Genomic DNA, 25340 nt, shown 5'->3' on the forward strand with positions numbered 1-25340 from the left:
ACATCCTTCATGAAGAAATGCATGGCCGACTCCTGCGCAGGCAAAGCGGTGAGCGCGGATGGCAAGCCGCTTTCCGGCGCCGCGAAAAACAGCTTCATGACGAAATGCGAAAAGGGCGCCTAGACCTCTGGCCCCTGGACCTCTCGCTACGAAAAAATCACGACGCAAAATCAAAGGCCGCCTCATTTGGCGGCCTTTTCATTTCGCGCGAGTGCACAGCGTTCACGCCCTAATCCAGCCGCGTCCGCGCCAGCCGCAGCGCATTGCCGATCACGCTGACCGACGACAGCGCCATCGCGGCCGCCCCCACCATCGGCGACAGCAGGATGCCGAACACCGGATAGAGCGCGCCGGCCGCGATCGGAACGCCGGCGGCATTATACAGGAACGCGAACGCAAGATTCTGGCGGATATTGCCCATGGTCGCGACCGACAATCGCCGGGCCCGCACCAGGCCCATCAGATCCCCGGTCAGGAGCGTGACCCCGGCACTTTCGATCGCCACATCGGTGCCGCCGCCCATGGCGACGCCGACATCGGCCGCGGCCAGCGCCGGCGCGTCGTTGACGCCGTCGCCCACCATCGCGACACGACGGCCTTCCCCGCGCAATCGCTGCACCACCTCGCTCTTGCGCTCCGGCAACACCCCGGCCTCGATCTCGTCGATGCCGAGCGTCGACGCCACCGCCCGCGCGGTGGTGAGATTGTCGCCGGTCAGCATCACGATGCGCAGGCCGTCGTCGCGCAGCGCCTGCAGCGCGGCCTTGGCCGACGGTTTGACGGGATCGGCGATGGCGAGCACGCCGCGGGCGCGGCCGTCGATCGCGACATAGATCGCGGTGGCGCCGCTGTGCCGGGCGGCCTCCGCGGCGCCGTCGAGCGCCCGCGTCGCAATCTTCAGATCGCCCATCAGCATCGCATTGCCGAGCGCGACGGTCTTGCCATCAACGATGCCCGTCGCGCCCTTGCCGGAAGGCGACGTGAAACCGCTGACCTCGCCGAGGCTCAGTTGGCGTTCCGCAGCCGCGTTCAAAATCGCCTGCGCCAGCGGATGCTCGCTGCCGCGCTCGACGCTGGCCGCCAGCCGCAGCAATGAATTCTCGTCGATCCCTTCCGTCGCGACGATCGACACCACCTTGGGCTTGCCTTCGGTCAAGGTGCCGGTCTTGTCGATCACGATGGTATCGATGCGCTCGAACCGCTCCAGCGCTTGCGCGTCGCGAATCAGGATTCCCGAACGCGCGCCGCGGCCGACGCCGACCATGATCGACATCGGCGTGGCGAGGCCAAGCGCGCAGGGACAGGCGATGATCAGCACCGTCACCGCCGCGACCAGGCCAAAGGTAAAGCGCGGCTCCGGCCCAAAACTCATCCAGGCCGCGAACGCCACGAGCGCCGCTGTGATCACCGCCGGCACGAACCAGCCGGCGACCCGGTCGGCGAGCCGCTGGATCGGCGCCCGCGAGCGCTGCGCCCGCGCCACCATGTCGACAATCCGCGCCAGCATGGTGTCGCGGCCGACCTTGTCGGCGCGCAGAACCAATCCGCCGCTCTGGTTGACGGTGCCGCCGATCACGCGGGCGCCTTCGGCCTTGGACACCGGCATCGATTCGCCGGTCACCATGGATTCATCGACCGCGGAGCGTCCCTCGGTGACGACGCCGTCGACCGGAATCTTCTCGCCCGGACGAACCCGCAGCGCATCACCGACCGCGATGGCGTCGATCGCGACATCCTCGTCACCTCCGGCGGTGACGCGCCGCGCGGTCTTCGGCGCGAGGCCGAGCAGTGCGCGGATCGCGCCCGACGTGCGCTCGCGCGCCCGCAATTCCAGCACCTGCCCCAATAATACCAGAACCGTAATGACCGCCGCGGCCTCGAAATACACCGCGACCATGCCGTGCATGTCGCGAAACGCGGGCGGAAACAGCTGCGGCGCCAGTGTGCCGACCACGCTGTAGAGATAGGCAACACCGGTGCCCATCGCGATCAGCGTGAACATGTTGAGGTTGCGCGTCATTAAAGAATTCCAACCGCGGACAAAGAACGGCGCGCCCGCCCACAGCACCACCGGCGTCGTCAGCACCAGCGAAATCCAGTTCGACCACTCGGGCGGCACCAGATGCATCAGGCCGAGATGGCTGCCCATCTCGATCACGAACACCGGAAGGGTCAGCACCAGCGCGATCCGCAATCGCCTGGTCATGTCGATCAGTTCCGGATCGGGCGGATCGTCGAGCGAGATCTGTTCGGGCTCCAGCGCCATGCCGCAGATCGGACAGCTGCCCGGACCGACCTGCCGCACCTGCGGATGCATCGGACAGGTGTAGATGGTGCCGGCCGGCGCCGCCGGTTCCGGCTGCTTCGGCGTGAGGAATTTTTCCGGCTCGGCCTCAAAGCGCTCGCGGCAGCGCGCGCCGCAGAAGAAATAGTCCTGCCCACTATAGCTGAAGCGGTGCTTGGCGCTCCCGGTGTCGACGCTCATGCCGCACACGGGATCGATCGCGACCGCCACGGGCTTGTTGTCGTCGCTATGCTGACCGCCGCAGCAGGACGCGACCTGCGTCCCGGTGCCGTGGTGATGGCCGGCATGCGCCGCGCCGGTGCCGTGTGCATGCTTCATGTCCGTCACCCAATCTCTCCCGGCCGCTTGCCGGATCCCTTGCCAGATCTCTTGCCAGATCTCTTGGCCCGGCCCCTTGAACTATATACCCTAGGGGGGTATATGAGCGATATGCGCACCGAGATCAAGACGTCCTGCCTGAAAAGACTGAAACGAATTGAAGGCCAGATCCGCGGTCTCGCCGGGATGGTCGAGGAAGACCGCTATTGCATCGACGTGGTGACACAGATCGCGGCGGCGAAGGCGGCACTGCGCCGGGTCGAGGAGGAAATCCTGCGCGACCATGTCGCGCATTGCGTCGAGCATGCGATCTCGTCCGGCGACAAGGCCGATCAGCGCCGCAAGATCGCCGAGCTGATGGATGTGGTCAGCCGCGCCGACCGGTAGAGCGTTTTCCAGCGAAGTGGACACCGGTTCGCGTCAAGAAAACGCGTCAAACCAAGAAATAGAGCTTCCGCGCCGGCGCAACCATGCAGCTGGTTAACGCCTGGTAGCGCCGGGGCTTCAAATCCGAACCATGCGGCGGCCGCAACTTTAAAATTTGAGGCCTATTGGTTTTCCCAACCAACAAGGGACGGGGGAAACCATGACCATTCAGAGCGTTCGCAGCAAATATCTGTATTCCGAGCGGGCCGAGAAGATCCACGATCTTCTGCTGCTGTCGTCGTTCGGCCTGTGGGCCGTGCTGCTCGGCCTGTCGCCGGTGCTGGCCTTTCACATGCTGATGGCAAGCTGAGAAAATAAAAAAATCAAAGCTGAGAAAATGAGAGCCTCGGTTCTGTTCAATCAGAAACGGGGCTCTCATTTTGTCTGACGCATCTTCCTTGTCACGAACCGGTATCCGCCCTGGATCGCGTCCGGGCCAGGCATTGGCTCGAAACCACACGGCCAGACCAATGGTTAATCCACGGTAGCACCTGTGTTCAAATGCAAGCGATGTTGCAACCGGGTTTTTAAAATTCGGCGTGTATCACTATCGCCATAAAACCAAAAACGCGGGGGCGTCGTGAATATCGAGAACAATCCAAACCCTGAACAACAGGGCTTCAGCACACAGGACATTCTCTGGGCGCTCGGCATCTGGTCGGTGATCCTGAGCCTGTCGCCGGTCGTTTTGTTTTACGTGCTGATGGTGAATTGAGCGGCGCTTTGCCGCACGCAAGCAACATCATCCCGCGTCAGCGCAACTGCTGACGCGGGATGATGTTTTATGAAACGAAAAACGCGCGGTTGGCGCGCGTTTCTGCCGGTCCGGCAATGCGGCGAAACTACGCCGCCTGCTTGTGCATCGCGCCGGTCGCGGACGCGGTGCCGCGGATCGCCTTCACCGAGCGTTCGATCGCCGCCCATAGCCGGCCGATTTCCGCAGCCGCACGGCCTTCGGCAAAATATTCGCGGGCGCCTTCACCCTTGCCGAGTGCCATCAGGAGATCGGCGCGGTTGGTGATCTGGCCGCCCCACACCGGTGCGCGGAACTTGGCCAGCGCTTCGCGCGCGATGGTCACGATCCGGCTCTCCACGTCGTCCCTGCGTGCCGGCGCACCGTTGATGACGACCGCATAGGGCTTGCGCGCGGCACGGCAGGTCTGAATCGTTTCCTGCACGGCGTTGACGTCGAACACCCCCGGCCGCGCCGGGATAATCACCATGGTGGCATTCTTGATGGCATCTTCCACGACGGCCGAGGTATTCGGCGGCGTATCGATGAACACCCATTCAATGCCGTCACGCTTGGCGGCAGCGATGATCCCGCTGACGGAATTGACCGCGGTCTTGATTTGCGGTTCGTTGGTGCCGCGCAGCTTATGCCAGAGCGTGAGCGATCCCTGCGGATCGGCATCGACGAGCAGACATGGCTTCGTTGCCTTATGGACATGCGCGGCTAGATGAGCGGCCAGGGTGCTTTTTCCCGAGCCGCCTTTACGCGATGCAAAAACAATGACGTTCATACCTTGGCCTCCAGATTGACCCCAGAAGCCGAAAATGAATCAGCGCGCTGATTCGTGAAAGATAAATTTACAATTAATTGTGGTGAAACCTCTGATTGATCAGCGAGGTTGGCTTTTGAGTCACACCCTGCGCTGCGGTATGGCCGAAAATCGAAGCGAGACGGCGTCTAAGGCCGTCATGGAGCGGCTTTCTTGACCGCTTCATGAAATCCGCTGGCCGGAGCGAACAAACCGAGTCCGCGGCACGCGACGCTGCCTTCCAAGCAGGCAACCGCGGGGCTCGCGGGTATCGACGGCTATCATCCCCTGGAGTCGGACTCAGCATGCGGCGCGCGGACCCGGCGATGCTGTCGTCTGGCCAAGAAACCGGCCAAGAAACCGGCCAAGAAACCAGCCAAGAAACCAGCCATGACAAAAAGTGAATCATTTTCAAGCTGTTAGAGAGCCTGAAAAAGCCGGCGGCGTTTCCCCTCCGGAGGAAACGCCCACCGGCCCCTACTTCACATCGTCCCAGCTGGCGCCGTTGAACCGCTGCAGCCGCATATAGGTCACCACGCGGTAATCGGTCGGTCCGGTATTGATGCGGCTGTCCGGCAGCAGCAGGCCGACCCGGAAATCGTGCAGGCTCGCCGCCTGCTTCATGATGTTCTCGCGGGTCAGGTTGTCGCCGCACTGCCGCAAGACCTGCTCCATCGTCTGCCCGAAGCTGTAGCCGGCGGCGGTGAGGCTGTCGTTGAGGTCGGCGCCGGGCATATTGGCCTTCATCCACTCGGTCCAGGCCTGGACGTCGGGATCGCCGGCCCATTTGGGATCGGTGACGTCCTTCATGAAGCCCGCGCTCATGATGCCGACGGATTTGTCGAGGCCGGCCGGCTTGAAGGTGGCGCCGACCGAGGCCGCCCCGAGATGCAGGTATGTCTCCGGCTTCCATTTCAGGTCCGACATTTTCGAAATCGCCTGCGCCGCCTGCTTGGCATAGGTGAACAGGAACAGCGCATCGGCGCCGGAATTCTGCAGGATCACCATCTGGCTGTCGATGGTCGGATCGGTCGACTGAAAATTCTGCGCACTGACGATCATGTTGTCGGCGTCTTCGCCGAGCCCCTCCTTGAGGCCGGCCAGCAGATCCTTGCCGAAATCGTCGTTCTGGTAGAGCACGCCGACCTTCGGCTTCGGGTTATGGGCCAACAGGTGCCTGGCGTAGAATTTCGCCTCGTCGCGCAGATTGGGCTGCCAGCCCATGGTCCAGGGGAAATGCGCGGGGTCGTTCAGCGCCGAGGAGCCGGCCGCGACGAACAGCTGCGGCACGCCCTGCTTGTTCAGATAGGGCCGGATCGCCATGTTCAGCGGCGTCCCCAGCACGCCGAAGATCAGCGCCACCTCGTCGCTTTCGACGAGGCCGCGCACATTCTCCACCGCCTTGGGCGGCGAATAGCCGTCGTCACGGCTGATGAAGGTGATCTTGCGGCCGTTGATGCCGCCCTTGGTCTCGTTCAGCCATTTGAAATAGGCGGCCTCGACCTTGCCGAGCGTGCCATAGGCCGAAGCCGGCCCGCTATAGGCAATGGTCTGCCCGATCCTGATCTCGGTATCGCTGGTGCCGGGACCGTATTGCTTCTGCGCCAGCGCCGGCGGCGCCGACAACACCGCGACCGCCGCGCCGAAGCGCGCGAGCTTTTGAACGAACATGAGCTTCCTCCGGTTTTTTATTATCGAGGAAGTGTGAGCGAGCGGCCGGATATTGGCAAGCCTGCGTGGCTTTCCCGGCCGGTCGGCCTTAGCCTCAGGTCGCGTGATGCTTCCTGGCCGGCTTCCTGGGTTTGTGCGTGCCGACATGTTTTCCCGGCCGGATGCTGAGCGGCCTGCCCGCCGCGGCCGGCGCGATCTCGGGGTCGGGCCGGAAAAATACCCGGCAGCCGGGACTGAGCTGGGACTTGTTCCTGATCATGCAGACCGTGACCCGTTCGACATCCGGAATCTCGGCGTTGCACAGCCGAAACGCGTCGGCGCTGCAGGCCTGTTGCTCCTCGTCAGTGTAGGCCCGGCCTGCCGTGGGCCACATCAACAACGCCAGCGAACATGACAGCGTGGCGGCGAGCATCAGACTGAACTGGAAATTGCCGGATCGGATTGCGGACATGAATCCCCCCAAAGCGCCAATCGGCGAATTGTGGGTGAACCAAGGGGTGGTTGGCAAGCATGCAGGCAGATCCAAACCGACGCCGGTCAGGAGACGCCGGTCAGGATTCGTTGACCCCGACGCCGGCGGCCTGCCCGGCTGCGGCGATCAGGCAACGTGAACCGGCCAAAGTCGTTCCACGCATCAGACGCGCCAATAACCAAGATCACGCACTCGCTAACGCTCAATATGCTGACGCGACCGGTGATGCGTTGGGGGCGCGGTCTGGATCATATTCAAAGAGTCCCACAAGATACCTGTAGTAGCCCGGCTGCTTCTCTTTCAGGTTTGAGCGCGTGAAAGGATCATGAGCAGTGTCCTTTCCATAAAGAAAGATGCTCGCCGTAACGGCGAAAAATTCTCGCTCGTTTTTCATAAGATATTTGTCCTCGGGATAAAGCTTATTGCCTTTCGCGAGATTGTAGTGAAACAGAACTCCTTCGTTTCGAAACCCTTGAGGCATAATTTGGGCATGAAAGGCATGGAGCAGTTCGTGAAGCATCACCGGATTTTGCTCTTCGGACGTTAGCAAAGGACGAACCATTATGACGCCGTTTTCTGCGCCAACGTATGCGCTGTTCTTGGTCCACTGCGACCCATCGCTATTCCAGACGCGGTTGGCTCGCACAACGTACGCTCCGAATGCCGGAGTACCGCTGGGCTCATAACAGGCGATGGCGGTCGCTTCGTTTGCCAGACAAGACCATTCGTCCGTAACGATTGGTATCGAGCGAAAGAAGTTAAGGACACGCGGACTCAATCCGGCGTTCTCGACAATGTCGACCTGGTGTTGCAGCGCGCTTACTATTTCGCTGAAATCTTTGCGGCCTGCGATTGCCGATAGATGGGTAGCGTAACCGCGATAGGTCACGTCGGTCGAGTTTGCCGAATGGGGCTTGTCCCCTTTTAGAATTTCAATCTGCTGGAGACGATCCCCAGCACTGGCGGGATTAGAGAATAGCGCGATAGTGGAGATCATCAGGGCCGACAGCAACACGGAACGCATGGGCGGGTCCTCTACTAACGAAATCGCAGTTGCGTTTTTGCCGAGCGTCAGGCGCGGCGGAAAAATCGAATAGCATCATCCGCCGTATTCAAAGTGGCCAAGTTTTATAATGGTTACACTTCGGTTCAGCCGATATCTCTGGTTGTCTGCGATTAGAAATGTCTTTCGAGATGCCCGGCACGCTAAAAGTTGCCAAAAAATTAACGTGGGTTCGAAAATATCTGCGGAGCGTACCTCTTCGCGCGCGCGAGGGTCAACGAAGGGGGGCAGCAAGAATCAGACGTAGACCGACGCCGGTCAGGACTCGTTGACCCCGACCCCGCGTTCTCCGAGCATTTGATGGCCCTTGGGAGTCACGGCATATCTGGCCGGCTCGCTGGCGCCGGAAACGGCGATCCTCTCGATCAAGCCGTGCGCGATCAGGCCGTCCAGCTCCGAGCGCTGGCTCGGATTCAAGTGCAGTCCCGACATGCGCAGGATATCGACCATCGCCGAGATGCCTTCATCGCTGGGCGTGTGGCTGGTCATGGGCGCCTCCCCGGCTGCGGTGATCTGGCAACGTGGACCGGCGACGTTCGTTCCGCGTATCAGCGAGCAGCCGGCGCCGGAAACGCACCGCAGCTCCCGCGCCGCCGTGCGGCGGCTGCACCGCGCGGCGGCGCGGAGCTATCTAATCAACCGCCATTCGCGCTTGGTGGCAGCCTGATATTATCGTCAACACTGCCCGGGTAGTTACCGTCGTCATAGGGACCCGACCGCCCCGGGCGATAGGCCGGACGAACTGCGCCGAAATCATAAGTGTCAAAATCCTGCGCGGGCATTCGGTGGATCGCCCGGCCATCATGCGCGTGATAGACGCGGTGCATCCCATAGCCGTCGCTGGCGGCCATCGCCGGACCCGCCAACACAAGCGCAAGTACAAACGAGAGTCCGGCGGCTCCGAACATCCTGAATTTGGTCATGCGTCCCTCCTTTTGGTTTTGCGGTAACGCAACTGACCAAACGCAGAAACAGAAGGGGGTTCCGGTCTCGGTTTCTAAAAGATATCTGAGTTTCTAAAAGATAATTGAGAAGCCTCCGGCGCCAAACCGCGCGTCGCAAATCACTACGGGTGGAGCGAAGCGGTCGGAATGCTCAGCTGCTTGCACCAAAGCAGGATGCCAATACACCCAAGCGCCACCGCAATGATCAGGCCGAACCCGGCGAGCAGTGGCGCCAGGCTTCGTTTCGCCTCCCCACGCGCGAATAGGACGTCAGTTGCGTCGAGCAAAATCTTGAGAATGATGCCTGCAAGTACGATGGCCGCTACGAGCCGCATGATCCGATCTTGTTCGGCAAAATTCTCGGCCAGACTATTTGTTTTGTTCTGTGATCTCGAGGGCCATTTGTAATCGTTGAAGACGGAAGCCATTCGATCCAGCACTCCCGCCTCACCCTAGAGGTACCTTGGGGTCAACTGCGAGGTAGCTGGGCCGCCAGTTCCGCGCGAATACGCGCCACCACCCTGGCAAAATCACGTGTTTCATCCTGTCGGAACAGCCGGACGGATGGATACCAGGGGCTGTCGTCGCGGTTGTTCATCCAGCGCCAGTCGGCGACGTAAGGGAGCATCACCCAGGTCGGCCGTGCGATCGTGGCAGATAGGTGCGCGACGCTGGTGCATACCGTGATCACGAGATCGAGGCAGGAGACGAGGCTTGCGGTTTCGACAAAGTCGGTAAGGCCATCCGAGACATCGAGAATATCCGGCCGCCCGTTCAACAGGGCCTTGTCATTGGGCCTCGGATCCTTCTGCAGGCTCACGAAACGCGCATTGAGATCGAGCAGGGGCAGCAGGGTCGCAAGCGGCATTGAGCGGTTGCGGTCGTTGCCCTGCAGGGGATTGCCGAACCAGACGAGACCGATCCGCAAGCGGTCGCGCGATCCCAGACGATGCTCCCACGCCGCAACGCGCGCGGGCGGCAAAGGGGACAGCGCAGGCGGTGGAGGGATGGTCGCAAGTCGCGCGGCAAGCGCAAGCGGCAGACTCATGAGGGGGCAATGCAAGTCGAACGGCGGAAGGCGGCCCGCAACGGAGGCGGAGAACGGAACGCACTCGGCGACACCCTGCAATCCCGACAGCAGGGAGACCAGTGCGTCCTGGACGACAAGGATCACCCGCGCACCGCGCGCCGCCAGCATCGGAATGAAGCGGGCAAACTGAAGCGCATCGCCCAGTCCTTCATCGATATGGACCAAGATGGTCTTGCCTGCCACGTCCTCCTCGCCGAGCCATTTGCTTTGCGAGAACCTCGGATACTCGGCGGAAAAGCCCGGCATGCGCCAGCGCGCCTCGCGCGCAGCCCAGCCCTGCTCGAAATCCCCGGTTTGCAAAAGAAGATGCGCCAGTTCGTAGGCGGCCCTGGCGTTGGTCGGGTCAGCCGCGACAGCGCGTCGAAACGCCTCGATCGCCTCATCGAAGCGGTGCAGCTGGGTGAGCGCAAAGCCCCTATTCACCAGGATCTCGGCGTGATCTGGGAGTAGCGCGAGTGCTTTTGAATACCAGGCGAGGCCTTCCTCATACCGGCCGAGCCCAACCAGCGCGTCACCGAGATTGTTGCAGGTGAAGGGATCGCCAGGACTAAGCGCATCGGCGCGCTCAAGATCGGCAAGGCATGCTTCAAGCTGCTTCAGCGCGCGCAGCGTCCGGGCGCGCGCCTGCAATGTCGCGGCATGGTCGGGCCTGAGTTGTTCGCATAGATTGAAATGGGCAAGCGCCTCCTCAAACCGCTCGACTCGGTGCAGCAACACCGCGCCGTGGAACGCCGCGTCCCAATGTTGCGGGTTGAGCTTGAGCGCCTGCTGGTAGGCGAGGATCGCGTCTGCATGGCGCTCACACGTGGCCAACGCGCCAGCCAGATGCGTCCATAGCCCAGCGCAATCGGGCTTGAGTTGCACCGCCTTGTCGAAGACCTTCAGCGCTTCATCACGCCGTCCAGAGAGCTTAAGGCAGGTGCCCAGCGTGACGAGATAGTCCGGTTTGGCATCCAGCCGGATAGCACGCGCGAGCCATTCGACGGCGGGGTCGTAGTCTTGAGCTTGCAACGCGATCAGCCCCAACAGATGCAAGGCGTCGGCAAATCCTGGGTCGATCTCAAGAGCGCGCTGGCAGCAAAGCTGAGCGTCAACCCGCTCGCCGGCAGCCAGATGCTGGATGCCGGCCTGGAACAGCTCTGCGGGCGTCGGGGGCGGCGCTGAAGTTGGGTTTTGGGGACCTTCTGCGGCGACCCGGCGCTCACTCATCGGTAGTCACGCTCAACGGCCCTGACTCGGGTGGACGATGGTATCGAGCAAGAAGTACCGAATCCGATTTCCGGCATTGCGCATAGGATTGTGAGATTGCGCGATCGGGTCATCGTTCTCAGGATCATGCGGCTAGGCCGCTCGCGTTGTAGCCTCGAAACACGGTTCCGTTGGTACAGTTGGGTGGGCTCGAACCACCGACCTCCTGTTCCACAGACAGGCGCTCTAACCAACTGAGCTACAACTGCATCCTTTGCCGGCCGCCCGAAAAGGGGGGTCGCGAACGGGGCGGAAACTAGGTGCAACGCCGGTCTTTGGCAAGGCCGGGAAAGGGGCAAAACATCAGCGCGGTTACCGCAAAAGCCGGGCGATGCGGGCTTCTTCCGGCGTGTATCATCGGCACCCCATCACAGCAAAAAGCCCGGGCTCATCGCCCGGGCTTTTTTTGGAGCGGCATCCGGCTCGATCAGGCGGCCGGCTTGAACAGCTTCGACGCGCTGGCCTTGATCGGCTCGACGGTTTCGGTCGCAACCTTCTGGGTCAGTTCGGTCAGTTCCTTGCTGTAGGCGGTGAAAGTCTCGAACTGCTTCTTGGCATGCGCGGTCCACAATTCCATCGCTTCCGAAGGCGATTTGACGCCGAGCAGCTCCTGCGCGAAGTCGAGGGTCGCGGTGGAGTTGGCCTTCATCATTTCCATCAGCTTGGCGGAGTATTCGCTGGCGCCCTTGCTGGCACTGGCGAACACCGCCTCGATGGTGCCGTTGTGGGTTTCGGCGACATCCTTGAACTTGGCGTAGCTGTCGCGGGCCTGCGAAACACCCTTTTCGGCGAACGCACGCATCTGCTCGGGAACCTCGAACGGGATAACGGAGGCGGAGAAAGGATCGGTGGGATTAGCCATGGCAGCATCCTTCGCAACGGGGGGTGAAGTGAAGTGACCCCTTGCGCGCCCGGCAGCCCCCGGGAACGTCGACTTGGATCACACGGTGGGAATGCCCTTCGTCGGGCACCCGACAGAAAGCACCCTTATCATGTCAATTTTGTGCAATGCAACGCAATTTAAGGTGCAATGCCGTATATTTGACGCGGGCTGGGTGCGCGCGCGTCGAAGCCAAGACTCGAAACCAAAAATCGAAACCAAATGCAAGACTCGAAACCAAAAATCGAAGCCAAGAGAAGCCAAGAGGTGGACTTCGCCACCTCCGGCCCTCCCCGTCAGGGAAGGGCGGCTAGTGCTTCGTTAGAAATCTCGTCAGGTCTAGAGTCTATCCAAACCCTTGGGTTTTCGGCTTCAGGTTTTGGGCTTGGCGGCCTCCATCGCCGCGCGGCTGACGATCTGGCCCATTTCGCTGGCCTGCTCGGCCAGCGAGCGCATCTGGGTCTGCACATATTCGCTATGCAGCCGCATGATCTCGGTCAGATCCTTGGCGTGCAGCAACGACTGGGCGTAATCCAGCGAGGCCTGAACGTTCTTTTCGGCATAGGACATCGCCTTGGTGCCGATGTCCTTGGCGCCGGCGCGAACGCTCGCACCGCGTTCCTCCAGCGATCCAGCGGTCTGTTGCGCGCTGGTCACGAATTTCTCGAAGGCCGCGCGGGCCTGGTCGAAGCTGGCTTCGGCCATCGATCGCATTTCCTTCGGAATCTCGAAATGTCCATTCTCGCTCATGTCCCACTCCCTGTTGACTTTAATTTTGACGCGTTTTCTTAACGCGAACCGGTACCCACGGAGCCTGTCATCGGGCGCGCATTCGCGCGACCCGTTGGCTGGAAAACGCTATGAAAGGGCCATCCACGGCCCCTGTTCCCTCGCCCGAATCAAGCCTAGCGACAAAACGCTTCGCCGCCATGACGCGGCGTTCAAATGTTGCTTATCGTGGACATTTGATGGCCTCTTGTGATGGCCCCTCGCGACTCCCAACGCCGGAGCCGGCACCAGGTTCACCCCGATTAAGGTTATCGGGGCTTTGGGGGTCGCCACGGCGCGGAGGCCGTGGACCTGCCGCTCCCCGCGGGCGATACTAACAATCCGTTAAGGCTGTCATCGTTTGGCCGCTGAATTCTGACGCCATGCTCTGACACCATGCTCTGACACCATCCTTGGGCAACCACCAAACCGGCCGGTCATATTACCACGATGAATCATGCGGAATTCCAGTTGCGAGGTGTCGGCGATCCGCGACTGGCGGTCTATGCGACGAGCGCGCTGCCGGTATGGCTGTGGTCGATCGACGGCACCCGGATTCTGTGGGCCAATCCGGTCGGCGCCAGCCTGTTCGGCGCGGCCAATGGCGCCATCCTCGGCAAAAAGACGTTCGGCCCGGCCGATACCCATCGGCGGCAGGTGGCGCAACTGGCGCGACGATTGCCGGCCACCGGCGCGATCCGGCTGGAGCGCCTGCGCGGCTTCGGCGCTTCGCTCGGCGCCCTCATCACCTGCGGCTGCGCGCGGCTTGATTTCGCCGACGGCAGCCAGGGCGTTCTGGTCGCGGCCATGGAGACGGTCGGCCGCGCGATGCCGCTGGTCGAGCGGCTGCAACGCCTGGTCGAAGGTATCGACACCCCAATCGCCGCGTTTGCGCGCGACGGCCTGTTCATCGGCGCCAGCGACGCCGCGCGGTCGCTGCTCGGCTTTCGCAATCTGACCGAAGCCGGTCTTGACGAGGCGCGCAGCGACGCGCTGAAGCAGGGCCGCTCCGAAACGCCGGTCGGCATCGGCCATATGGTGCTGCAACGGGTCGGGACCGGCGCCGATATCGGCCTCGTGGCGCTGATCGCAGCGAAGGCAACGGAGGCCGCGCCGGTCCAGGAGACCGCTGCGCCTGCGCCGGAAGTTGTGGCCGCCGCCTCGCCTTCACCTGAAGTGGCGCCGCAGCCGGTCGCACCACCTGTGGAGCCGACACCGCATTACGAACAACCCGCGATGTCAGGTGAAGCTCCGGCCGAATTCGCGTTGATCGACGAATTCGCCGAAACGCCGGAAGCTCCGGCCGTCGAACACGCCGCTTCCGAATCCATCGCTTCCGAACAGCTTGTTGTCTCCGAACCGCCGGTCGAGCCCGAGCCGCCATCGGCGGTATCGCTCGACTTACCCCCTGCCGACTTGCCCGCGGCCGAAGCGTCACCCGTGGAAGCCGCGGCAGAAACCGTACCTGCGGACACGGTGACATCACAGACGCTGACATCCGAGACGCTGGCATCCGAGACTGAAGTTCATCCGCACGAGCCTTCGCCTTACATCGAAGCCGTGGCCGATGAGCCGGTACCCGCGGATGCCGTGGAATCGTCGGCTACGACTGAAGCGCCAAGTTCGCCGTCAATCACACCATTGCCCATCGCGGCGCCATCAGGAATCGACGAGTCCTCTGCGCCACGCCGGCACCCGCTGCGCTTTATGTGGCAGATGGATTCCGACGGCCGCTTCTCGCTCGGCTCCGACGAATTCAGCCGGCTGATCGGCGCCCATACCGCCGCGGCCTTTGGCCGGCCGTGGAGCGAGATCGCCGAGACCTTCGGGCTCGATCCGGAGGACCGCGTCGCCAAGGCGATCGAGACACGTGGCACCTGGAGCGGCATCACCCTGAACTGGCCTGTCGACGGCGGCGGCCGCCTGCCGGTCGAATTGTCGGGATTGCCGATCTACGATCACACTGGAAATCTGGCCGGCTATCGCGGCTTCGGCGTCTGCCGCGATCTCGACGAACTGGCGCGGCTCGACGCATTGCGCCGTCACCAGGTTTTCAGCGACCTGCCGATGCCGCCAAACGATTTGGCTGCCCCCGTCGAGGCCGAGGCCGCGCCGGATTTGTCTGTCCCGGAAACGCTTGTCCAGGAAACGCTTGCGCAGGAAACGCCTGCGCAAGAAGCAACAGTCCTCGAGGATGCGCCGCCCGCGGGACCTGATGCGACGGCCTCCGCCGCACCGCCTGAACCATCCGCACCGATTGCTTCAGAGAATTCACCGCCAACCGATTTGGAAACATCCGTGGAAACGTCCCAGGAAACACTGAAGGGAATGCTGAGGAACGTGGTTCCGTTCCGGCCGATCAGCGAACCGAAATCGCCGGTGCTGACGCCGGTGGAAAACAACGCCTTCAACGAGCTCGCGCGGCAATTATCAGCCCGGCTCGAAAGCGAGAACGGCCTGTCAGCGACAACGGCCGCACCCGGCACATCCGAAGCCGTCGTCGAGCCACCGGCCGCCGTTGAAACACCCGAGAAAATTACCGAACAGCCGAGCTGGCTGGCGCGCCCCGAGCCGCCGGCGCGCGGCGAAACCCGGCGCGACAAGATGCTGCTCGATCTGTTGCCCGTCGGCGTATTGATTTACCGGCTGGACCGGCTGCTCTATGCCAACCCGGCGTTTCTCACCCGGATGGGCTATGCGAGCCTCAACGCGCTGGAACAGGCCGGCGGTCTCGACGCGCTCTATGTCGAGCCCGGCGTCTCCAGCGCCAGCAGCACCTCGGACACCGGCACGCCCGTGACGATCTGCGCCAGCCTTGCTTTAAACGAAAATCCTGCGTCGGAATATGCTTCGTCGACGCAACATCCCTCCGCACCTGCGACCGAGGCGCATCTGTTCACGATTTCATGGGACGACGATTCCGCGCTGGCCTTGATCTTCTCCGGCGCCGGCATGCCAGGCGCCGATGTCGCCGCCGCGTTCACGCAAGCCGTTCCCGCGCAAGCCTTGTCCGCCCAAGCATTGCCCGTACAAGCCATACCCGCACCAGTTTTGCCCGCCACAGAACCGTCCGCCGTCGGCGCCGCCAATGCCGAGGAACTCGGGGCTATTCTGGATACGACGGCCGAAGGCGTCGTGATGTTCGATGCGCAGGGCAACATCAATTCGTGCAACCGCAGCGCCGAGGCGCTGTTCGGCTATGACGGACAGGAGCTGGTGCAACGCAATCTCGCCGAGCTGTTCGCGCCGGAGAGCCAGTCCGCGGTGATGGATTATCTCGAAAGCGTCAAGGGCAGCGGCGTCGCCAGCCTGCTCGATCACGGCCGCGAAGTGCTCGGCCGGGTGAGCGGCGGCGGCCTGATCCCGCTGTCGATGACGATGGGGAGAACCCGGGCCGACGGTCCGAATTTCTTCGCGGTGTTTCGCGACCTGTCGCAGAGCAAGAAGAGCGAGAGCGAATTGCAGCAGGCGCGGCGGCTGGCCGATCGCGCCGCCAACGCCAAGGCCGACATGCTGGCGCGGATCAGCCACGAGGTCCGCACGCCCCTTAACGCCATCATCGGCTTTGCCGAAGTGATGATCGGCGAACGCTTCGGCGCGCTCGGCAATGAGCGTTACGTCGAATACATGAAGGACATCCGCGCCTCCGGCGAGCGCGTGATCGCCATCATCAACGACCTGCTCGATCTCTCCCGGATCGAGACCGGCCAGCTCGATCTCGCCTTCGCCAACCAGAACCTCAACGATTTGGTCGAGAGCTGCGTCGCGGTGATGCAGCCGCAGGCCAACCGCGAACGCATCATCATCCGCACCTCGCTGGCGCACATGCTGCCGCCGGTGGTCGCCGACGCGCGCGCGCTGCGCCAGATCACGCTGAATTTGATCGGTAATTCGATCCATCTCGCCAATGCCGGCGGCCAGGTCATCGTCTCCACCGCGCTGTCGGATTTCGGCGAGGTGGTCTTGAGAGTCCGCGATACCGGCCACGGCCTCAACGACAACGAAGTCGCCGCCGCGATGGAGCCGTTCCGGACCCGGCCGCCATCGGATCAGGCCTCCGACAGTTCCGGCGTCAGCCTGTCGCTCACTAAAGCCCTGGTCGAAGCCAATCGCGCCCAGTTCCAGATCAAGACCGGCGGCCCTCGCTCGGGCACCCTGATCGAGGTGGTGTTTTCGCACGCGCTAGCAAGGGCGTAACGCCAGTCCGGATTTACGCCGTCAGGAAATCGCCGATCGTTGCCAGGAACAGCTCGGGCGATTGCAGTTGCGGCACGTGGGCGCAGCCCGGAAGGATTTTCAGGCGCGCGTCCGGCAGGCCCGCGGCCAATTCATGCGACATCGGCGGCGGCGTCGCCTCGTCATGCTCGCCGACCAGAACCAGCACCGGCACCTTGACCTGTTTCAGCTCGGGCCGCAGGTCGAGCTCGGCCAGCGCGCCACAGGCGGCCTGAAACACCTCGATGTCGGTTTTCAGGAAGGCTTCGCGGCGACCCCGCATCAGATCCGGATGCTGGTGCTGAAATTCCGGCGCGAACAGCCGGCGCATCGCCACATCCGTGATCGCCTGCAGCCCCTTGGCCGCTGACGCCGCGGCCATGTTGCGGAAAGCTTGGCGCCCGGTTTCAGAAAACGCCGCGCCGCAATCGGCCAGAATCAATTTGGTCGCGATATCAGGATGGCGAATCGCCATCTGCAGCGCCACGAACCCGCCATAACCGTTGCCGAGCACGATCGCCGCGCCGCCGCCGGCGCCCTCCGTCACGGCCTGCGCCATGCGGTCGGCGACGCCGGCGAGACCGCCTTGAACCGCCTTGGATCCGCCGAAGCCCGGCAATTCCGGAACGATCACCCGGAACGACTGCGACAGCGTGGGCGTGATGGCATCAAAACTGGCGCGATCCGACAGCAGCGAGTGAAATAAAAACAGCGCCGGACCCTGGCCGGACTGCCCGGCATTGACGGTGCCGTCAGCGAAAAGTCGGTCCATGCCGGTCTCTCTTTCTGATTTGGAAGGGCGTTCGGGGTTGCAAGGGCGTGCGCACCTTGGGCGGGGCCGGATTTCGCCGGTGGAACCGATTGATAAATCAAAATTCGCGCTTTTCAAGCCTTTGTCGCTTGACGTGATATTTCACGACTGCAAGATTATCGACGATCTAAAGGGAAAACCGATGCTTTTGCGCGATAATGTCTATGAAAGCCTGCGCGCTGATATTCTGACCTGCCGTCTGGCGCCAGGCGATGATATGCGCGAGCAGGAGCTCGCCGAACGCTATGCCGTCAGCCGCCAGCCGGTGCGCGAAGCCTTGCTGCGGCTGGAGCGCGAGCATCTCGTGACGGTGCAGCCGCGCCAGGGCTACCGGGTCAATCCGATCTCGTTGTCGGATGCGCGCGACCTCTTGCGATTCCGGCTGGCGCTGGAGCCGGCCTGCGTCGCCGAGGCGATCGAGCAGGCGCCGGACAGCGTGCTCAACACGCTCGACGATTTCAGGCGCTTTTCGGGCGATCATGAGGACTTCATCGCCTACAACCGCGCCTTTCACTCCGCGCTGGCGCATGCGTCGGGCAACCGCCGCATGGCCGAGGCGCTGTGCGATCTGATCGGACAGGCCGACCGGCTGGTGCGCGTCAGCGTCGCCAATGTCAGGGGCCACGATCCGACCCAGCTGGTGGCCGAGCATGTCGCTTTGATCGAGGCGATGCAGCGGCGCGACCGGCGCAGCGCCGCGCGCATCATCAAGGCGCATATCAGTCAAACCGAAAAGCGCGTGCTGCCGGCACTCAAGCGCAACGCCGTTGTCATCTAAGGAGAGCCCCATGAACATTTCCGCAAAACCCGCCGCGACCGAGGTCGAAATCCACGGCAACTTCGTCGACGGCCGCGAGATCGAAGCTGGCAGCAGCGAGATGCTCGATGTCCGCAATCCCGCCACCGGCGACGTGATCGCGCGGATTCCGAACTCGACCGCTGATGATGTCGATGTCGCGATGAAGAGCGCGCGGGCCGCGTTCGAAGGCCGCGCCTGGGGCGGCATGGACATTCGCGCCCGCGCCCGGCTGGTCAATCGCCTCGCGGATGCGTTCGAGGCCAATCTGGAGCAATTGTATCGGCTGGAAACCCTCAACAACGGCCGGCCGCTCAACGAGACCCGGGCGCAGCTGTCGCGGCTGCCGGATTTCTTTCGCTACTTCGCAGGGCTGGCGCTGGCGCGGCGCGATGCGGTGATTCCGGTCGAGGGCTCGTATCTGAATTACACGCTGCGCACGCCGATCGGCATCGTCGCCAACTGCACGCCGTTCAATCATCCCTTGATGATCATGTGCAAATCGCTGGCGGCTGTTTTGGCGAGCGGCTGCGTCACCGTGGTCAAGCCGTCGGAATACACCCCGCTGACGACGCTGAAGCTGGCGCAGATCTTCACTGAAGCAGGGCTGCCGCCGGGCGTGTTCAACGTCGTGCTCGGCCTCGGCCAGACCACCGGCAAGCTGCTGGCCGAGCACCCCGATATCAACAAGCTGGTCTTGACCGGCGGCACCGAAGCCGGCCGCATCGCGGGTGCGGCCGCCGCCAAAGTGTTCGCGCACCAGACCATGGAGCTCGGCGGCAAGACGCCGGTGATGGTGTTCGGTGACTTTGATGTCGATCAGGCCGTCAATTATGCGGCGTTCGGCGCCTTCATCGGCGCCGGCCAGACTTGCGTGTGCGCGTCGCGCCATCTGGTGCAGGCCTCGATCTATGACGAGTTTGTGGAGAAGCTCGCGGCCAAGACCAAAAGCATTCGCATCGGCGATCCCTTCGATCCCTCAACCCAGCTTGGGCCGGTGATCTCGGCGCGGCAGCGCGATCGTGTTTTGTCCTATGCGAAATTCGGCCATGAGGACGGCGCGCGGCTGGTGGCCGGCGGCGTCGCCGCCAAGGTGCCTGGCCATGAAGGCGGCTACTTCATCGAGCCGACCGTGTTTGCGGACGTGAAATCCGACATGCGCATCTTCCAGGAGGAAGTGTTCGGCCCCTTCACGTCAGTCACGCCGTTCAAGGACGAAGCCGACGCGCTGCGGCTCGCCAATGATTCCCCGTTCGGGCTGGCGGCGGCGATCCGGACCCGCGACATCGCGCGCGCGCATCGCCTCGCGTCTGCCGTCAAGGCCGGCATCGTCTGGATCAACGATCATCACCGGCTCGATCCGGCCTCGCCCTGGGGCGGCGTCGATGATTCCGGCGTCGGCCGCGAATTCGGCACCGAAAGCTTCGACGACCACTTCAACACCAAGAGCGTGATGGTCGCGACCCACGACCAGCCGTTCGACTGGTACCGCGACACGGCGGCGCAGCGAAGATTGAATTGAAGCCCATGAACTGAGCCCGTGAACTGAAGCGAATAACAGGCGGCTGCATCAGGTCGAAACGACCGGCAGCCACTTCAATCAATAAAACAATAAGAGGGAAGAACGCACATGGTCACGTCAGTCAACGCCGGCAGCCGCCTCGACCGGCTCCCGCTCGGCCCGTTCCATCGCCGCATCATGATGCTGATCGGCATCGGCATGTTCTTCGACGGTTTCGACATCTATCTCGCCGGCACCGTGCTTGGCGTCACCCTGAAGACCGGCTTCTCCACTCTGCCGCAGAACGCGCTGTTCATCTCGGCGACCTTTGTCGGCATGATGCTGGGCTCGTTCGCGACCGGTTTTCTCGGCGACCGCTACGGCCGCCGCTTCACCTATCAGTTCAATCTCTTGCTGTTCGGCATCGCCTCGCTCGCGGCCGCTTTCGCGCCTGACATGGCGGTGCTGATCGCCTGCCGCTTCGTGATGGGGTTTGGGCTCGGGGCCGAAAACGTCGTCGGCTATGCGACCATGACCGAATTCGTGCCGGCGCGCTCGCGCGGCAAATGGCTCGGCTTCACCACCGTATGCGTCGTCACGGGTCTTCCGGTCTCGCTGCTGCTGGCCTCGCTGGTGGTGCCCCATTTCGGCTGGCGCGCGATGTTCGTGCTCGGCGGCATCGGCGCGCTGATCGTCTGGTACCTGCGCAAGGCGCTGCCGGAATCGCCGCGCTGGCTGGAAGCGGTCGGCCGCTCCGAGGAAGCCGAGGCGCTGATGCAGTCGATCGAACGCGAGGCCGCGCAGGGCAAGCCATTGCCGGCGCCATCAACTGGGCCGACCGTCGCGGTATCCGGCGAACTGGCGTCGCTGTTCACCGCCCCCCTCTTGTCGCGCATGATCGTGGGCTCGGTGTGTCTGATCACCATCAACACGCTGCTCTATGGATTCGTCACCTGGCTGCCGGTGTTCTTCATCAAGCAGGGGCTGAGCGTCGCGACCTCGTTCGGCTATTCGTTATTAATGGCGCTGGGCGCGCCGGTCGGCTCGGCGATCGGCGCGCTGACCGCCGACAGCTGGGGCCGCAAGCCGACCATCATCGGCGCCTCGATCGTTTCGGTCGCGCTCGGCATGATCTATCCCTTGATCTCGGACCCGGTGTGGCTGCCGATCACAGGCTTCGCGTTGACGGTGCCGATCTACGTGCTGGTGGCGCTGTTGTTCGGCATCTACATTCCCGAACTGTTCCCGACCGAAGTGCGGCTGCGCGCGTCGGGCATCGTCAACACGCTCGGCCGCGGCGCCACCATCGTGACGCCGTTCCTGGTGGTGATGCTGTTCGAGGCCCGCGGCGTCGCCGGCGTGATGTCGCTGATGATCGGGCTGTTGGTGGTGCAGATCATCACGGTATGGGCGCTCGGCATCGAGCCGCGGCACCGCAGCCTGGAAGAACTCAAGGGCGAGGACGTGGCCCCCGCGGTGCTGAAGCAGGTGACTTAAGGTAGGACCGTAGGGTGGGCAAAGCGAAAGCGTGCCCACCACAGCGCTGCACATGAGAGAGACGGTGGGCACGGCGCAAAGCGCCTTTGCCCACTCTACGGCACGCTACTTCAGGCACCGCTTGGCTTCTTCGATCCTGGTGTCCGACACGCCGTGGCTGCGCGCCCATTGCTCCGCATGGGCTTCGCCGTAAAGCTTGACGGCCTCGCGGATCGCCGGACACGCCACGCGGCTCAACAAGGCATGCCGGTGGTTCGGACTGGTTTCGTCGGCATAGACGGGGGTGCATAGCATCAGGGCTATGCAGATGATTTTTGTTTTCATGGAAGTACCGGACGATCCGGATGATGCGGCGATCCGGATCGTCATCATGAGCGGGGATTGAAGCGGAACGTTTTCCGCGGCGGCGATGGATGTCGCCAGCGTTGTGCGCGATTGCCGCGCCTTTATGTCCGCCAGGTGACACTAATGCGGGCGGGGAACCCGGCCCGCGGGCCGGCGCGAATTGACATATGGTCTTTCATGTGTCAGTAATTTCTTACATATGAAAGACCGAAAACCAATCACCTCCTCTTCGCTGACCGGCAACCAGATGCTGCGGATGCTGCTCGCGCTCGCCAATCCGCACCGGCTGCGCATCGTGGCTGCGCTGCGCTCGAGAGGGCGCAACTACATCAGCCAGCTGGCGCGCGATGTCGGGATCAGCCGCCCGCTGCTGCATTTGCACCTGAACAAGCTCGAGGAAGCCGGACTGGTCACCAGCCAGCTTGAACTGTCCGACGACGGCAAGGCGCTCAATTTCTTCGAGGTCACGGATTTCAGCTTCGACCTCAGCCCGGCGACCATCGCCGCGGCGATCAAATCTCTCACCCTCCCCTCGACACGACTTGATTAGAAGGACCCTGCCATGGCTGAGCACGCACACACGTTCCTGCTTGTCACCATTCTCGTTCTCGTCACCATCCTCTTGGTGTTCGGCATGAAATATTTCTCGGCGGCGCGACGCGACACTGCGCGCGTGACCCGCGAGGATGTCTATCGCGAACTGGCCGCGCAGGCGGTGTCGGTGCAATCAGATGTTTCCGAGATGAAGCTCAGGCTGACCGCGATCGAGAAGCTGCTGCGCGAGGTCGAGTGAGGGGGGTTGTTGCGAGTGCAACGCCAACTCTCGTCGTCCCGGCGAACGCCGGGACCCATAACCACCAATGTAAATTTTGGGCCGAGTTGGATCACCAGCTACGCCAACCACTAACAACTGTGGTTATGGGTCCCGGCTCGCGCTTCGCTTGGCCGGGACGACGATAGTGTGAAACCCTACGTATTCTTCAGCGCCACCCGGAACTCGGCTTCGGTCTTCGACTTCACCTCGTCGAGCGTGACGCCGTCGGCGAGTTCGATCAGCGCCATGCCGTCCTTGCCGTGCTTGTCGATGGTGAACACCGCCAAATCCGTGACCACGAGGTCGACCACCTTCTCGCCGGTCAGCGGCAGGTTGCACTGCTTCAACAGCTTGGCGCCGTCCTTGGCGGAATGCTCCATCACCACCACCACGCGCTTGACGCCGGCGACCAGATCCATCGCGCCGCCCATGCCCTTGACCATCTTGCCGGGGATCATCCAGTTGGCGAGATCGCCATTCTGCGCCACCTGCATCGCGCCCAATATCGAGAGGTCGATGTGGCCGCCGCGGACCATGCCGAAGGATTCCGCCGACGAGAAATAGCTGGTGGACGGCAACTCGCTGACGGTCTGCTTGCCGGCATTGATCAAATCGGGGTCTTCCTCACCCTCATAGGGGAACGGGCCCATCCCGAGCATGCCGTTCTCGCTCTGCAGATTGACATCGATGCCGTCGGGAATGTAGTTCGACACCAGCGTCGGAATGCCGATGCCGAGATTGACGTAATAGCCGTCGCGCAATTCCTTGGCGGCGCGGGCCGCCATCTGTTCCCGGGTCCAGGCCATCAGACTTCTTCTCCCGTTGCCGACGCCGCGGGGCGTGGCCTTGTATTGCGGAATTCGATCCGCTTCTTGGCGGAGCCGACCTCGATGATGCGCTTGACGAAAATCCCCGGCGTATGGATGTGGTCGGGATTGAGTTCGCCGGCCGGCACCAGATGCTCGACCTCCGCGACCGTTACCTTGGCCGCGGTCGCCATCATCGGATTGAAGTTGCGCGCGGTCTTGCGGTAGATGAGATTGCCGGCGGTATCGCCCATCCAGGCGTGCACGATCGCCAAATCAGCGAACAGCCCGCGCTCCATCAGATATTTCTCGCCGTCGAATTCCTTCACTTCCTTGCCTTCGGCGATCAAAGTGCCGACCCCGGTCTTGGTGTAGAAAGCGGGGATGCCGGCGCCGCCGGCGCGGATGCGTTCCGCCAGCGTGCCCTGCGGGTTGAATTCGAGTTCCAGTTCCCCGGCCAGGAACTGCTGGGCGAACAGCTTGTTCTCGCCGACGTAGGACGAGATCATCTTCTTGATCTGGCGGGTTTCGAGCAGCCGGCTCAATCCGATGCCGTCGACGCCGGCATTGTTGGAAACCACCGTGAGGTTCTTGACCCCGGAGTCGCGGATCGCATCCGACAGGGTCTCGGCGATGCCGCACAGCCCGAAGCCGCCGGACATGATCATCATGCCGTCCTTCAGGACGCCGTCGAGGGCCGATTTGGCGTCGGGGTAGACCTTGTTCATGACATCTCGACCTGATGGAGGGAGGCGCGGGCCAGCGCCGGCATTATGCATTCTTGGGATTATTAGGCGAAATCTTCGCAGTGCGTCAATGACGGGGGCGTTATCGCAAAAGGTCGTCATGCCCGGGCTTGTCCCGGGCATCCACGTCCTTTGTGCCAATTAGCAAGAACGACGTGGATGGTAAGTAAGAAAGACGTAGATGGCCGGGACAAGCCCGGCCATGACGGAAAACCGCTTCATCCTCAAGTGGCCCCGCCGCAGCGGTGGGAAGACCCCACCCCCCGGCCTTGAAAGCGTCAAGAAAACCGATCAAGTTGCGCGGGTTGGCGCGGGGGTTCCCTTCCCCTGCCCGGCTTTTCAGCAGCGACCGGATGGCAGCACCAAGCCCGCGGTTTTGACCCGACCCAGACCAGGATACGTCATTGACCATGGCCCAAGGAATAAAGCGCCTGGGGATGCCGATTGCGGCGTTTCTCGGCGTGGCGCTGATCGGCCTGGTCGCGACGTCCTGGCTGATCAACCGGGACGCCCTGCGCCAGGCGGTCGAGGCCCAGATCCGCGCCGTCACCGGGCTTGATCTCGTAATAAAGGGCGACACCGAAATCTCGGTGTTCCCCGCCAGCTACGTCTCGTTTCACGATGTCGGGCTCAAGGGTGCCGCGACCGCCGACCCCGCGCTCGCGGTCGACGTCCTGACCGCGAATTTGCGCCTGGTGCCGCTCTTGCTGCAGCGCTTCGAGATCGCCGATGTCATGATGCTGCGCCCCCACATCAATGTGGTGCGCGACGCCGCGGGCGCCAGCAACTGGACGCCGTTCATCGACACCATCGCGCGCACCATGAAGCCCGGCGCCGAAAACCAGCTCTCGTTCTCGGAAATCCGGATCCAGGACGGCACGCTGGCCTATGAGGATACCGGGCATCAGGCCAGCGAGACGCTCGACAATATCGACCTGTCGCTGGCCTGGCCGTCGATCTCGCGCTCCTTTGCCGCCACCGGGCAATTCGACTGGCGCGGCGAGCGCGTCGACGGCAGCATCAGCGTCAGCGACTTCATCGCCGCTCTGTCCGGCGACCGCTCCGGCCTGAAAGCCCGCCTCG

The 25340-nt window shown here is 62.8% G+C and carries 25 protein-coding genes and 1 tRNA gene; 10 read left to right on the plus strand and 16 right to left on the minus strand.

Features of this window, described 5'->3' with window-relative positions; all coding sequences use genetic code 11:
- Nucleotides 1–229: 229 nt before the first annotated feature.
- Nucleotides 230–2623: a heavy metal translocating P-type ATPase gene (locus tag ABR948_RS12295; protein WP_428117762.1), complete on the minus strand. Its 2394-nt coding sequence runs from the start codon at nt 2621–2623 to the stop codon at nt 230–232.
- 111 nt (nt 2624–2734) lie between these two features.
- Between ABR948_RS12295 and ABR948_RS12300 the strand changes: the two genes are divergently transcribed.
- The 3 genes from ABR948_RS12300 to ABR948_RS12310 all read left to right on the plus strand — a co-directional run bounded on the left by ABR948_RS12300 (nt 2735) and on the right by ABR948_RS12310 (nt 3764).
- On the plus strand, nt 2735–3010 hold the full coding sequence (locus ABR948_RS12300) for a metal-sensitive transcriptional regulator (RefSeq protein WP_428117827.1): 276 nt from the start codon (nt 2735–2737) through the stop codon (nt 3008–3010).
- A gap of 199 nt (nt 3011–3209) precedes the next feature.
- Nucleotides 3210–3359: a hypothetical protein gene (locus ABR948_RS12305; RefSeq protein WP_428117764.1), complete on the plus strand. Its 150-nt coding sequence runs from the start codon at nt 3210–3212 to the stop codon at nt 3357–3359.
- Nucleotides 3360–3629: 270 nt separating this feature from the next.
- Nucleotides 3630–3764 (plus strand): hypothetical protein, encoded by a 135-nt coding sequence (locus tag ABR948_RS12310; RefSeq protein ID WP_428117767.1) that lies wholly within the window; start codon nt 3630–3632, stop codon nt 3762–3764.
- 127 nt (nt 3765–3891) lie between these two features.
- On the opposite strand, the gene ABR948_RS12315 is transcribed toward ABR948_RS12310, so the two are convergent.
- The 11 genes from ABR948_RS12315 to ABR948_RS12365 form a co-directional block, all read right to left on the minus strand.
- Complete coding sequence (locus ABR948_RS12315; RefSeq protein ID WP_428117770.1) at nt 3892–4572, minus strand: AAA family ATPase; 681 nt, start codon at nt 4570–4572, stop codon at nt 3892–3894.
- 495 nt (nt 4573–5067) lie between these two features.
- Entirely contained in the window at nt 5068–6261 is a 1194-nt protein-coding gene (locus tag ABR948_RS12320) for an ABC transporter substrate-binding protein (protein WP_428117772.1), read from the minus strand.
- A 94-nt stretch (nt 6262–6355) separates the two neighbouring features.
- Nucleotides 6356–6712: a hypothetical protein gene (locus ABR948_RS12325; protein ID WP_428117775.1), complete on the minus strand. Its 357-nt coding sequence runs from the start codon at nt 6710–6712 to the stop codon at nt 6356–6358.
- Nucleotides 6713–6935: 223 nt separating this feature from the next.
- Nucleotides 6936–7757, minus strand: coding sequence for an anthrax toxin lethal factor-related metalloendopeptidase (locus ABR948_RS12330; protein WP_428117778.1), 822 nt, complete (start codon nt 7755–7757; stop codon nt 6936–6938).
- 297 nt (nt 7758–8054) lie between these two features.
- Nucleotides 8055–8285: a hypothetical protein gene (locus tag ABR948_RS12335; protein ID WP_428117781.1), complete on the minus strand. Its 231-nt coding sequence runs from the start codon at nt 8283–8285 to the stop codon at nt 8055–8057.
- A gap of 146 nt (nt 8286–8431) precedes the next feature.
- The gene (locus ABR948_RS12340; protein WP_428117783.1) at nt 8432–8719 is read right to left on the minus strand and encodes a hypothetical protein; all 288 of its coding nucleotides are present in this window, start codon (nt 8717–8719) and stop codon (nt 8432–8434) included.
- Nucleotides 8720–8862: 143 nt separating this feature from the next.
- A complete protein-coding gene (locus tag ABR948_RS12345; RefSeq protein ID WP_428117786.1) occupies nt 8863–9168 on the minus strand; it encodes a hypothetical protein in 306 nt (101 codons plus the stop codon).
- A gap of 41 nt (nt 9169–9209) precedes the next feature.
- On the minus strand, nt 9210–11039 hold the full coding sequence (locus ABR948_RS12350) for a tetratricopeptide repeat protein (protein WP_428117788.1): 1830 nt from the start codon (nt 11037–11039) through the stop codon (nt 9210–9212).
- A gap of 171 nt (nt 11040–11210) precedes the next feature.
- Nucleotides 11211–11287 (minus strand) — tRNA-His (locus tag ABR948_RS12355).
- A gap of 218 nt (nt 11288–11505) precedes the next feature.
- Entirely contained in the window at nt 11506–11940 is a 435-nt protein-coding gene (locus tag ABR948_RS12360; RefSeq protein ID WP_428117791.1) for a phasin, read from the minus strand.
- Nucleotides 11941–12330: 390 nt separating this feature from the next.
- Nucleotides 12331–12708 carry a phasin gene (locus tag ABR948_RS12365; RefSeq protein WP_428117794.1) on the minus strand — a complete coding sequence of 126 codons (378 nt, stop codon included), beginning with the start codon at nt 12706–12708 and terminating at the stop codon, nt 12331–12333.
- Between the two features lie 468 nt (nt 12709–13176).
- On the opposite strand from ABR948_RS12365, the gene ABR948_RS12370 reads away from it, so the two are divergent.
- Nucleotides 13177–16923 (plus strand): PAS domain-containing protein, encoded by a 3747-nt coding sequence (locus ABR948_RS12370; protein ID WP_428117797.1) that lies wholly within the window; start codon nt 13177–13179, stop codon nt 16921–16923.
- Nucleotides 16924–16936: 13 nt separating this feature from the next.
- Here the strand turns inward: ABR948_RS12370 and ABR948_RS12375 are convergent, their stop codons facing one another.
- Nucleotides 16937–17713 carry an alpha/beta fold hydrolase gene (locus tag ABR948_RS12375; RefSeq protein WP_428117799.1) on the minus strand — a complete coding sequence of 259 codons (777 nt, stop codon included), beginning with the start codon at nt 17711–17713 and terminating at the stop codon, nt 16937–16939.
- 181 nt (nt 17714–17894) lie between these two features.
- Here ABR948_RS12375 and ABR948_RS12380 point away from each other — a divergent pair, with 181 nt between their 5' ends.
- From ABR948_RS12380 to ABR948_RS12390, 3 genes are all read left to right on the plus strand, one after another.
- Complete coding sequence (locus ABR948_RS12380; protein ID WP_428117802.1) at nt 17895–18530, plus strand: GntR family transcriptional regulator; 636 nt, start codon at nt 17895–17897, stop codon at nt 18528–18530.
- Between the two features lie 10 nt (nt 18531–18540).
- The gene (locus ABR948_RS12385; protein WP_428117805.1) at nt 18541–20070 is read left to right on the plus strand and encodes an aldehyde dehydrogenase; all 1530 of its coding nucleotides are present in this window, start codon (nt 18541–18543) and stop codon (nt 20068–20070) included.
- Between the two features lie 108 nt (nt 20071–20178).
- Nucleotides 20179–21546: an MFS transporter gene (locus tag ABR948_RS12390; protein ID WP_428117808.1), complete on the plus strand. Its 1368-nt coding sequence runs from the start codon at nt 20179–20181 to the stop codon at nt 21544–21546.
- Nucleotides 21547–21651: 105 nt separating this feature from the next.
- Here ABR948_RS12390 and ABR948_RS12395 read toward each other — a convergent pair whose 3' ends face one another.
- Nucleotides 21652–21870 (minus strand): hypothetical protein, encoded by a 219-nt coding sequence (locus ABR948_RS12395; protein ID WP_428117810.1) that lies wholly within the window; start codon nt 21868–21870, stop codon nt 21652–21654.
- A 220-nt stretch (nt 21871–22090) separates the two neighbouring features.
- Here ABR948_RS12395 and ABR948_RS12400 point away from each other — a divergent pair, with 220 nt between their 5' ends.
- A complete protein-coding gene (locus ABR948_RS12400) occupies nt 22091–22441 on the plus strand; it encodes an ArsR/SmtB family transcription factor (RefSeq protein WP_428117813.1) in 351 nt (116 codons plus the stop codon).
- Nucleotides 22442–22453: 12 nt separating this feature from the next.
- Nucleotides 22454–22684, plus strand: coding sequence for a hypothetical protein (locus ABR948_RS12405; protein ID WP_428117816.1), 231 nt, complete (start codon nt 22454–22456; stop codon nt 22682–22684).
- A gap of 176 nt (nt 22685–22860) precedes the next feature.
- Here the strand turns inward: ABR948_RS12405 and ABR948_RS12410 are convergent, their stop codons facing one another.
- Nucleotides 22861–23511: a 3-oxoacid CoA-transferase subunit B gene (locus ABR948_RS12410; protein WP_428117818.1), complete on the minus strand. Its 651-nt coding sequence runs from the start codon at nt 23509–23511 to the stop codon at nt 22861–22863.
- Nucleotides 23511–24239, minus strand: coding sequence for a CoA transferase subunit A (locus tag ABR948_RS12415; RefSeq protein ID WP_428117821.1), 729 nt, complete (start codon nt 24237–24239; stop codon nt 23511–23513). Before ABR948_RS12415 ends, ABR948_RS12410 begins: the two co-directional genes overlap by 1 nt.
- A 428-nt stretch (nt 24240–24667) precedes the next feature.
- Here ABR948_RS12415 and ABR948_RS12420 point away from each other — a divergent pair.
- A partial coding sequence (locus ABR948_RS12420; protein ID WP_428117824.1) for an AsmA family protein occupies nt 24668–25340 on the plus strand: 673 nt, incomplete at its 3' end.

It is taken from the genome of Bradyrhizobium sp., from assembly GCF_050014615.1.
Lineage (GTDB): Bacteria > Pseudomonadota > Alphaproteobacteria > Rhizobiales > Xanthobacteraceae > Bradyrhizobium.

Coding starts and splice junctions, on each gene's coding strand:
- ABR948_RS12395 (WP_428117810.1), bottom strand. CDS start 21,870: ATGAAAACAAAAATCATCTGCATAGCCCTGATGCTATGCACCCCCGTC.
- ABR948_RS12360 (WP_428117791.1), bottom strand. CDS start 11,940: ATGGCTAATCCCACCGATCCTTTCTCCGCCTCCGTTATCCCGTTCGAG.
- ABR948_RS12415 (WP_428117821.1), bottom strand. CDS start 24,239: ATGAACAAGGTCTACCCCGACGCCAAATCGGCCCTCGACGGCGTCCTG.
- ABR948_RS12350 (WP_428117788.1), bottom strand. CDS start 11,039: ATGAGTGAGCGCCGGGTCGCCGCAGAAGGTCCCCAAAACCCAACTTCA.
- ABR948_RS12320 (WP_428117772.1), bottom strand. CDS start 6,261: ATGTTCGTTCAAAAGCTCGCGCGCTTCGGCGCGGCGGTCGCGGTGTTG.
- ABR948_RS12345 (WP_428117786.1), bottom strand. CDS start 9,168: ATGGCTTCCGTCTTCAACGATTACAAATGGCCCTCGAGATCACAGAAC.
- ABR948_RS12305 (WP_428117764.1), top strand. CDS start 3,210: ATGACCATTCAGAGCGTTCGCAGCAAATATCTGTATTCCGAGCGGGCC.
- ABR948_RS12370 (WP_428117797.1), top strand. CDS start 13,177: ATGAATCATGCGGAATTCCAGTTGCGAGGTGTCGGCGATCCGCGACTG.
- ABR948_RS12315 (WP_428117770.1), bottom strand. CDS start 4,572: ATGAACGTCATTGTTTTTGCATCGCGTAAAGGCGGCTCGGGAAAAAGC.
- ABR948_RS12295 (WP_428117762.1), bottom strand. CDS start 2,623: ATGAAGCATGCACACGGCACCGGCGCGGCGCATGCCGGCCATCACCAC.
- ABR948_RS12330 (WP_428117778.1), bottom strand. CDS start 7,757: ATGCGTTCCGTGTTGCTGTCGGCCCTGATGATCTCCACTATCGCGCTA.
- ABR948_RS12405 (WP_428117816.1), top strand. CDS start 22,454: ATGGCTGAGCACGCACACACGTTCCTGCTTGTCACCATTCTCGTTCTC.
- ABR948_RS12340 (WP_428117783.1), bottom strand. CDS start 8,719: ATGACCAAATTCAGGATGTTCGGAGCCGCCGGACTCTCGTTTGTACTT.
- ABR948_RS12335 (WP_428117781.1), bottom strand. CDS start 8,285: ATGACCAGCCACACGCCCAGCGATGAAGGCATCTCGGCGATGGTCGAT.
- ABR948_RS12300 (WP_428117827.1), top strand. CDS start 2,735: ATGCGCACCGAGATCAAGACGTCCTGCCTGAAAAGACTGAAACGAATT.
- ABR948_RS12325 (WP_428117775.1), bottom strand. CDS start 6,712: ATGTCCGCAATCCGATCCGGCAATTTCCAGTTCAGTCTGATGCTCGCC.
- ABR948_RS12365 (WP_428117794.1), bottom strand. CDS start 12,708: ATGAGCGAGAATGGACATTTCGAGATTCCGAAGGAAATGCGATCGATG.
- ABR948_RS12400 (WP_428117813.1), top strand. CDS start 22,091: ATGAAAGACCGAAAACCAATCACCTCCTCTTCGCTGACCGGCAACCAG.
- ABR948_RS12380 (WP_428117802.1), top strand. CDS start 17,895: ATGCTTTTGCGCGATAATGTCTATGAAAGCCTGCGCGCTGATATTCTG.
- ABR948_RS12410 (WP_428117818.1), bottom strand. CDS start 23,511: ATGGCCTGGACCCGGGAACAGATGGCGGCCCGCGCCGCCAAGGAATTG.
- ABR948_RS12375 (WP_428117799.1), bottom strand. CDS start 17,713: ATGGACCGACTTTTCGCTGACGGCACCGTCAATGCCGGGCAGTCCGGC.
- ABR948_RS12385 (WP_428117805.1), top strand. CDS start 18,541: ATGAACATTTCCGCAAAACCCGCCGCGACCGAGGTCGAAATCCACGGC.
- ABR948_RS12390 (WP_428117808.1), top strand. CDS start 20,179: ATGGTCACGTCAGTCAACGCCGGCAGCCGCCTCGACCGGCTCCCGCTC.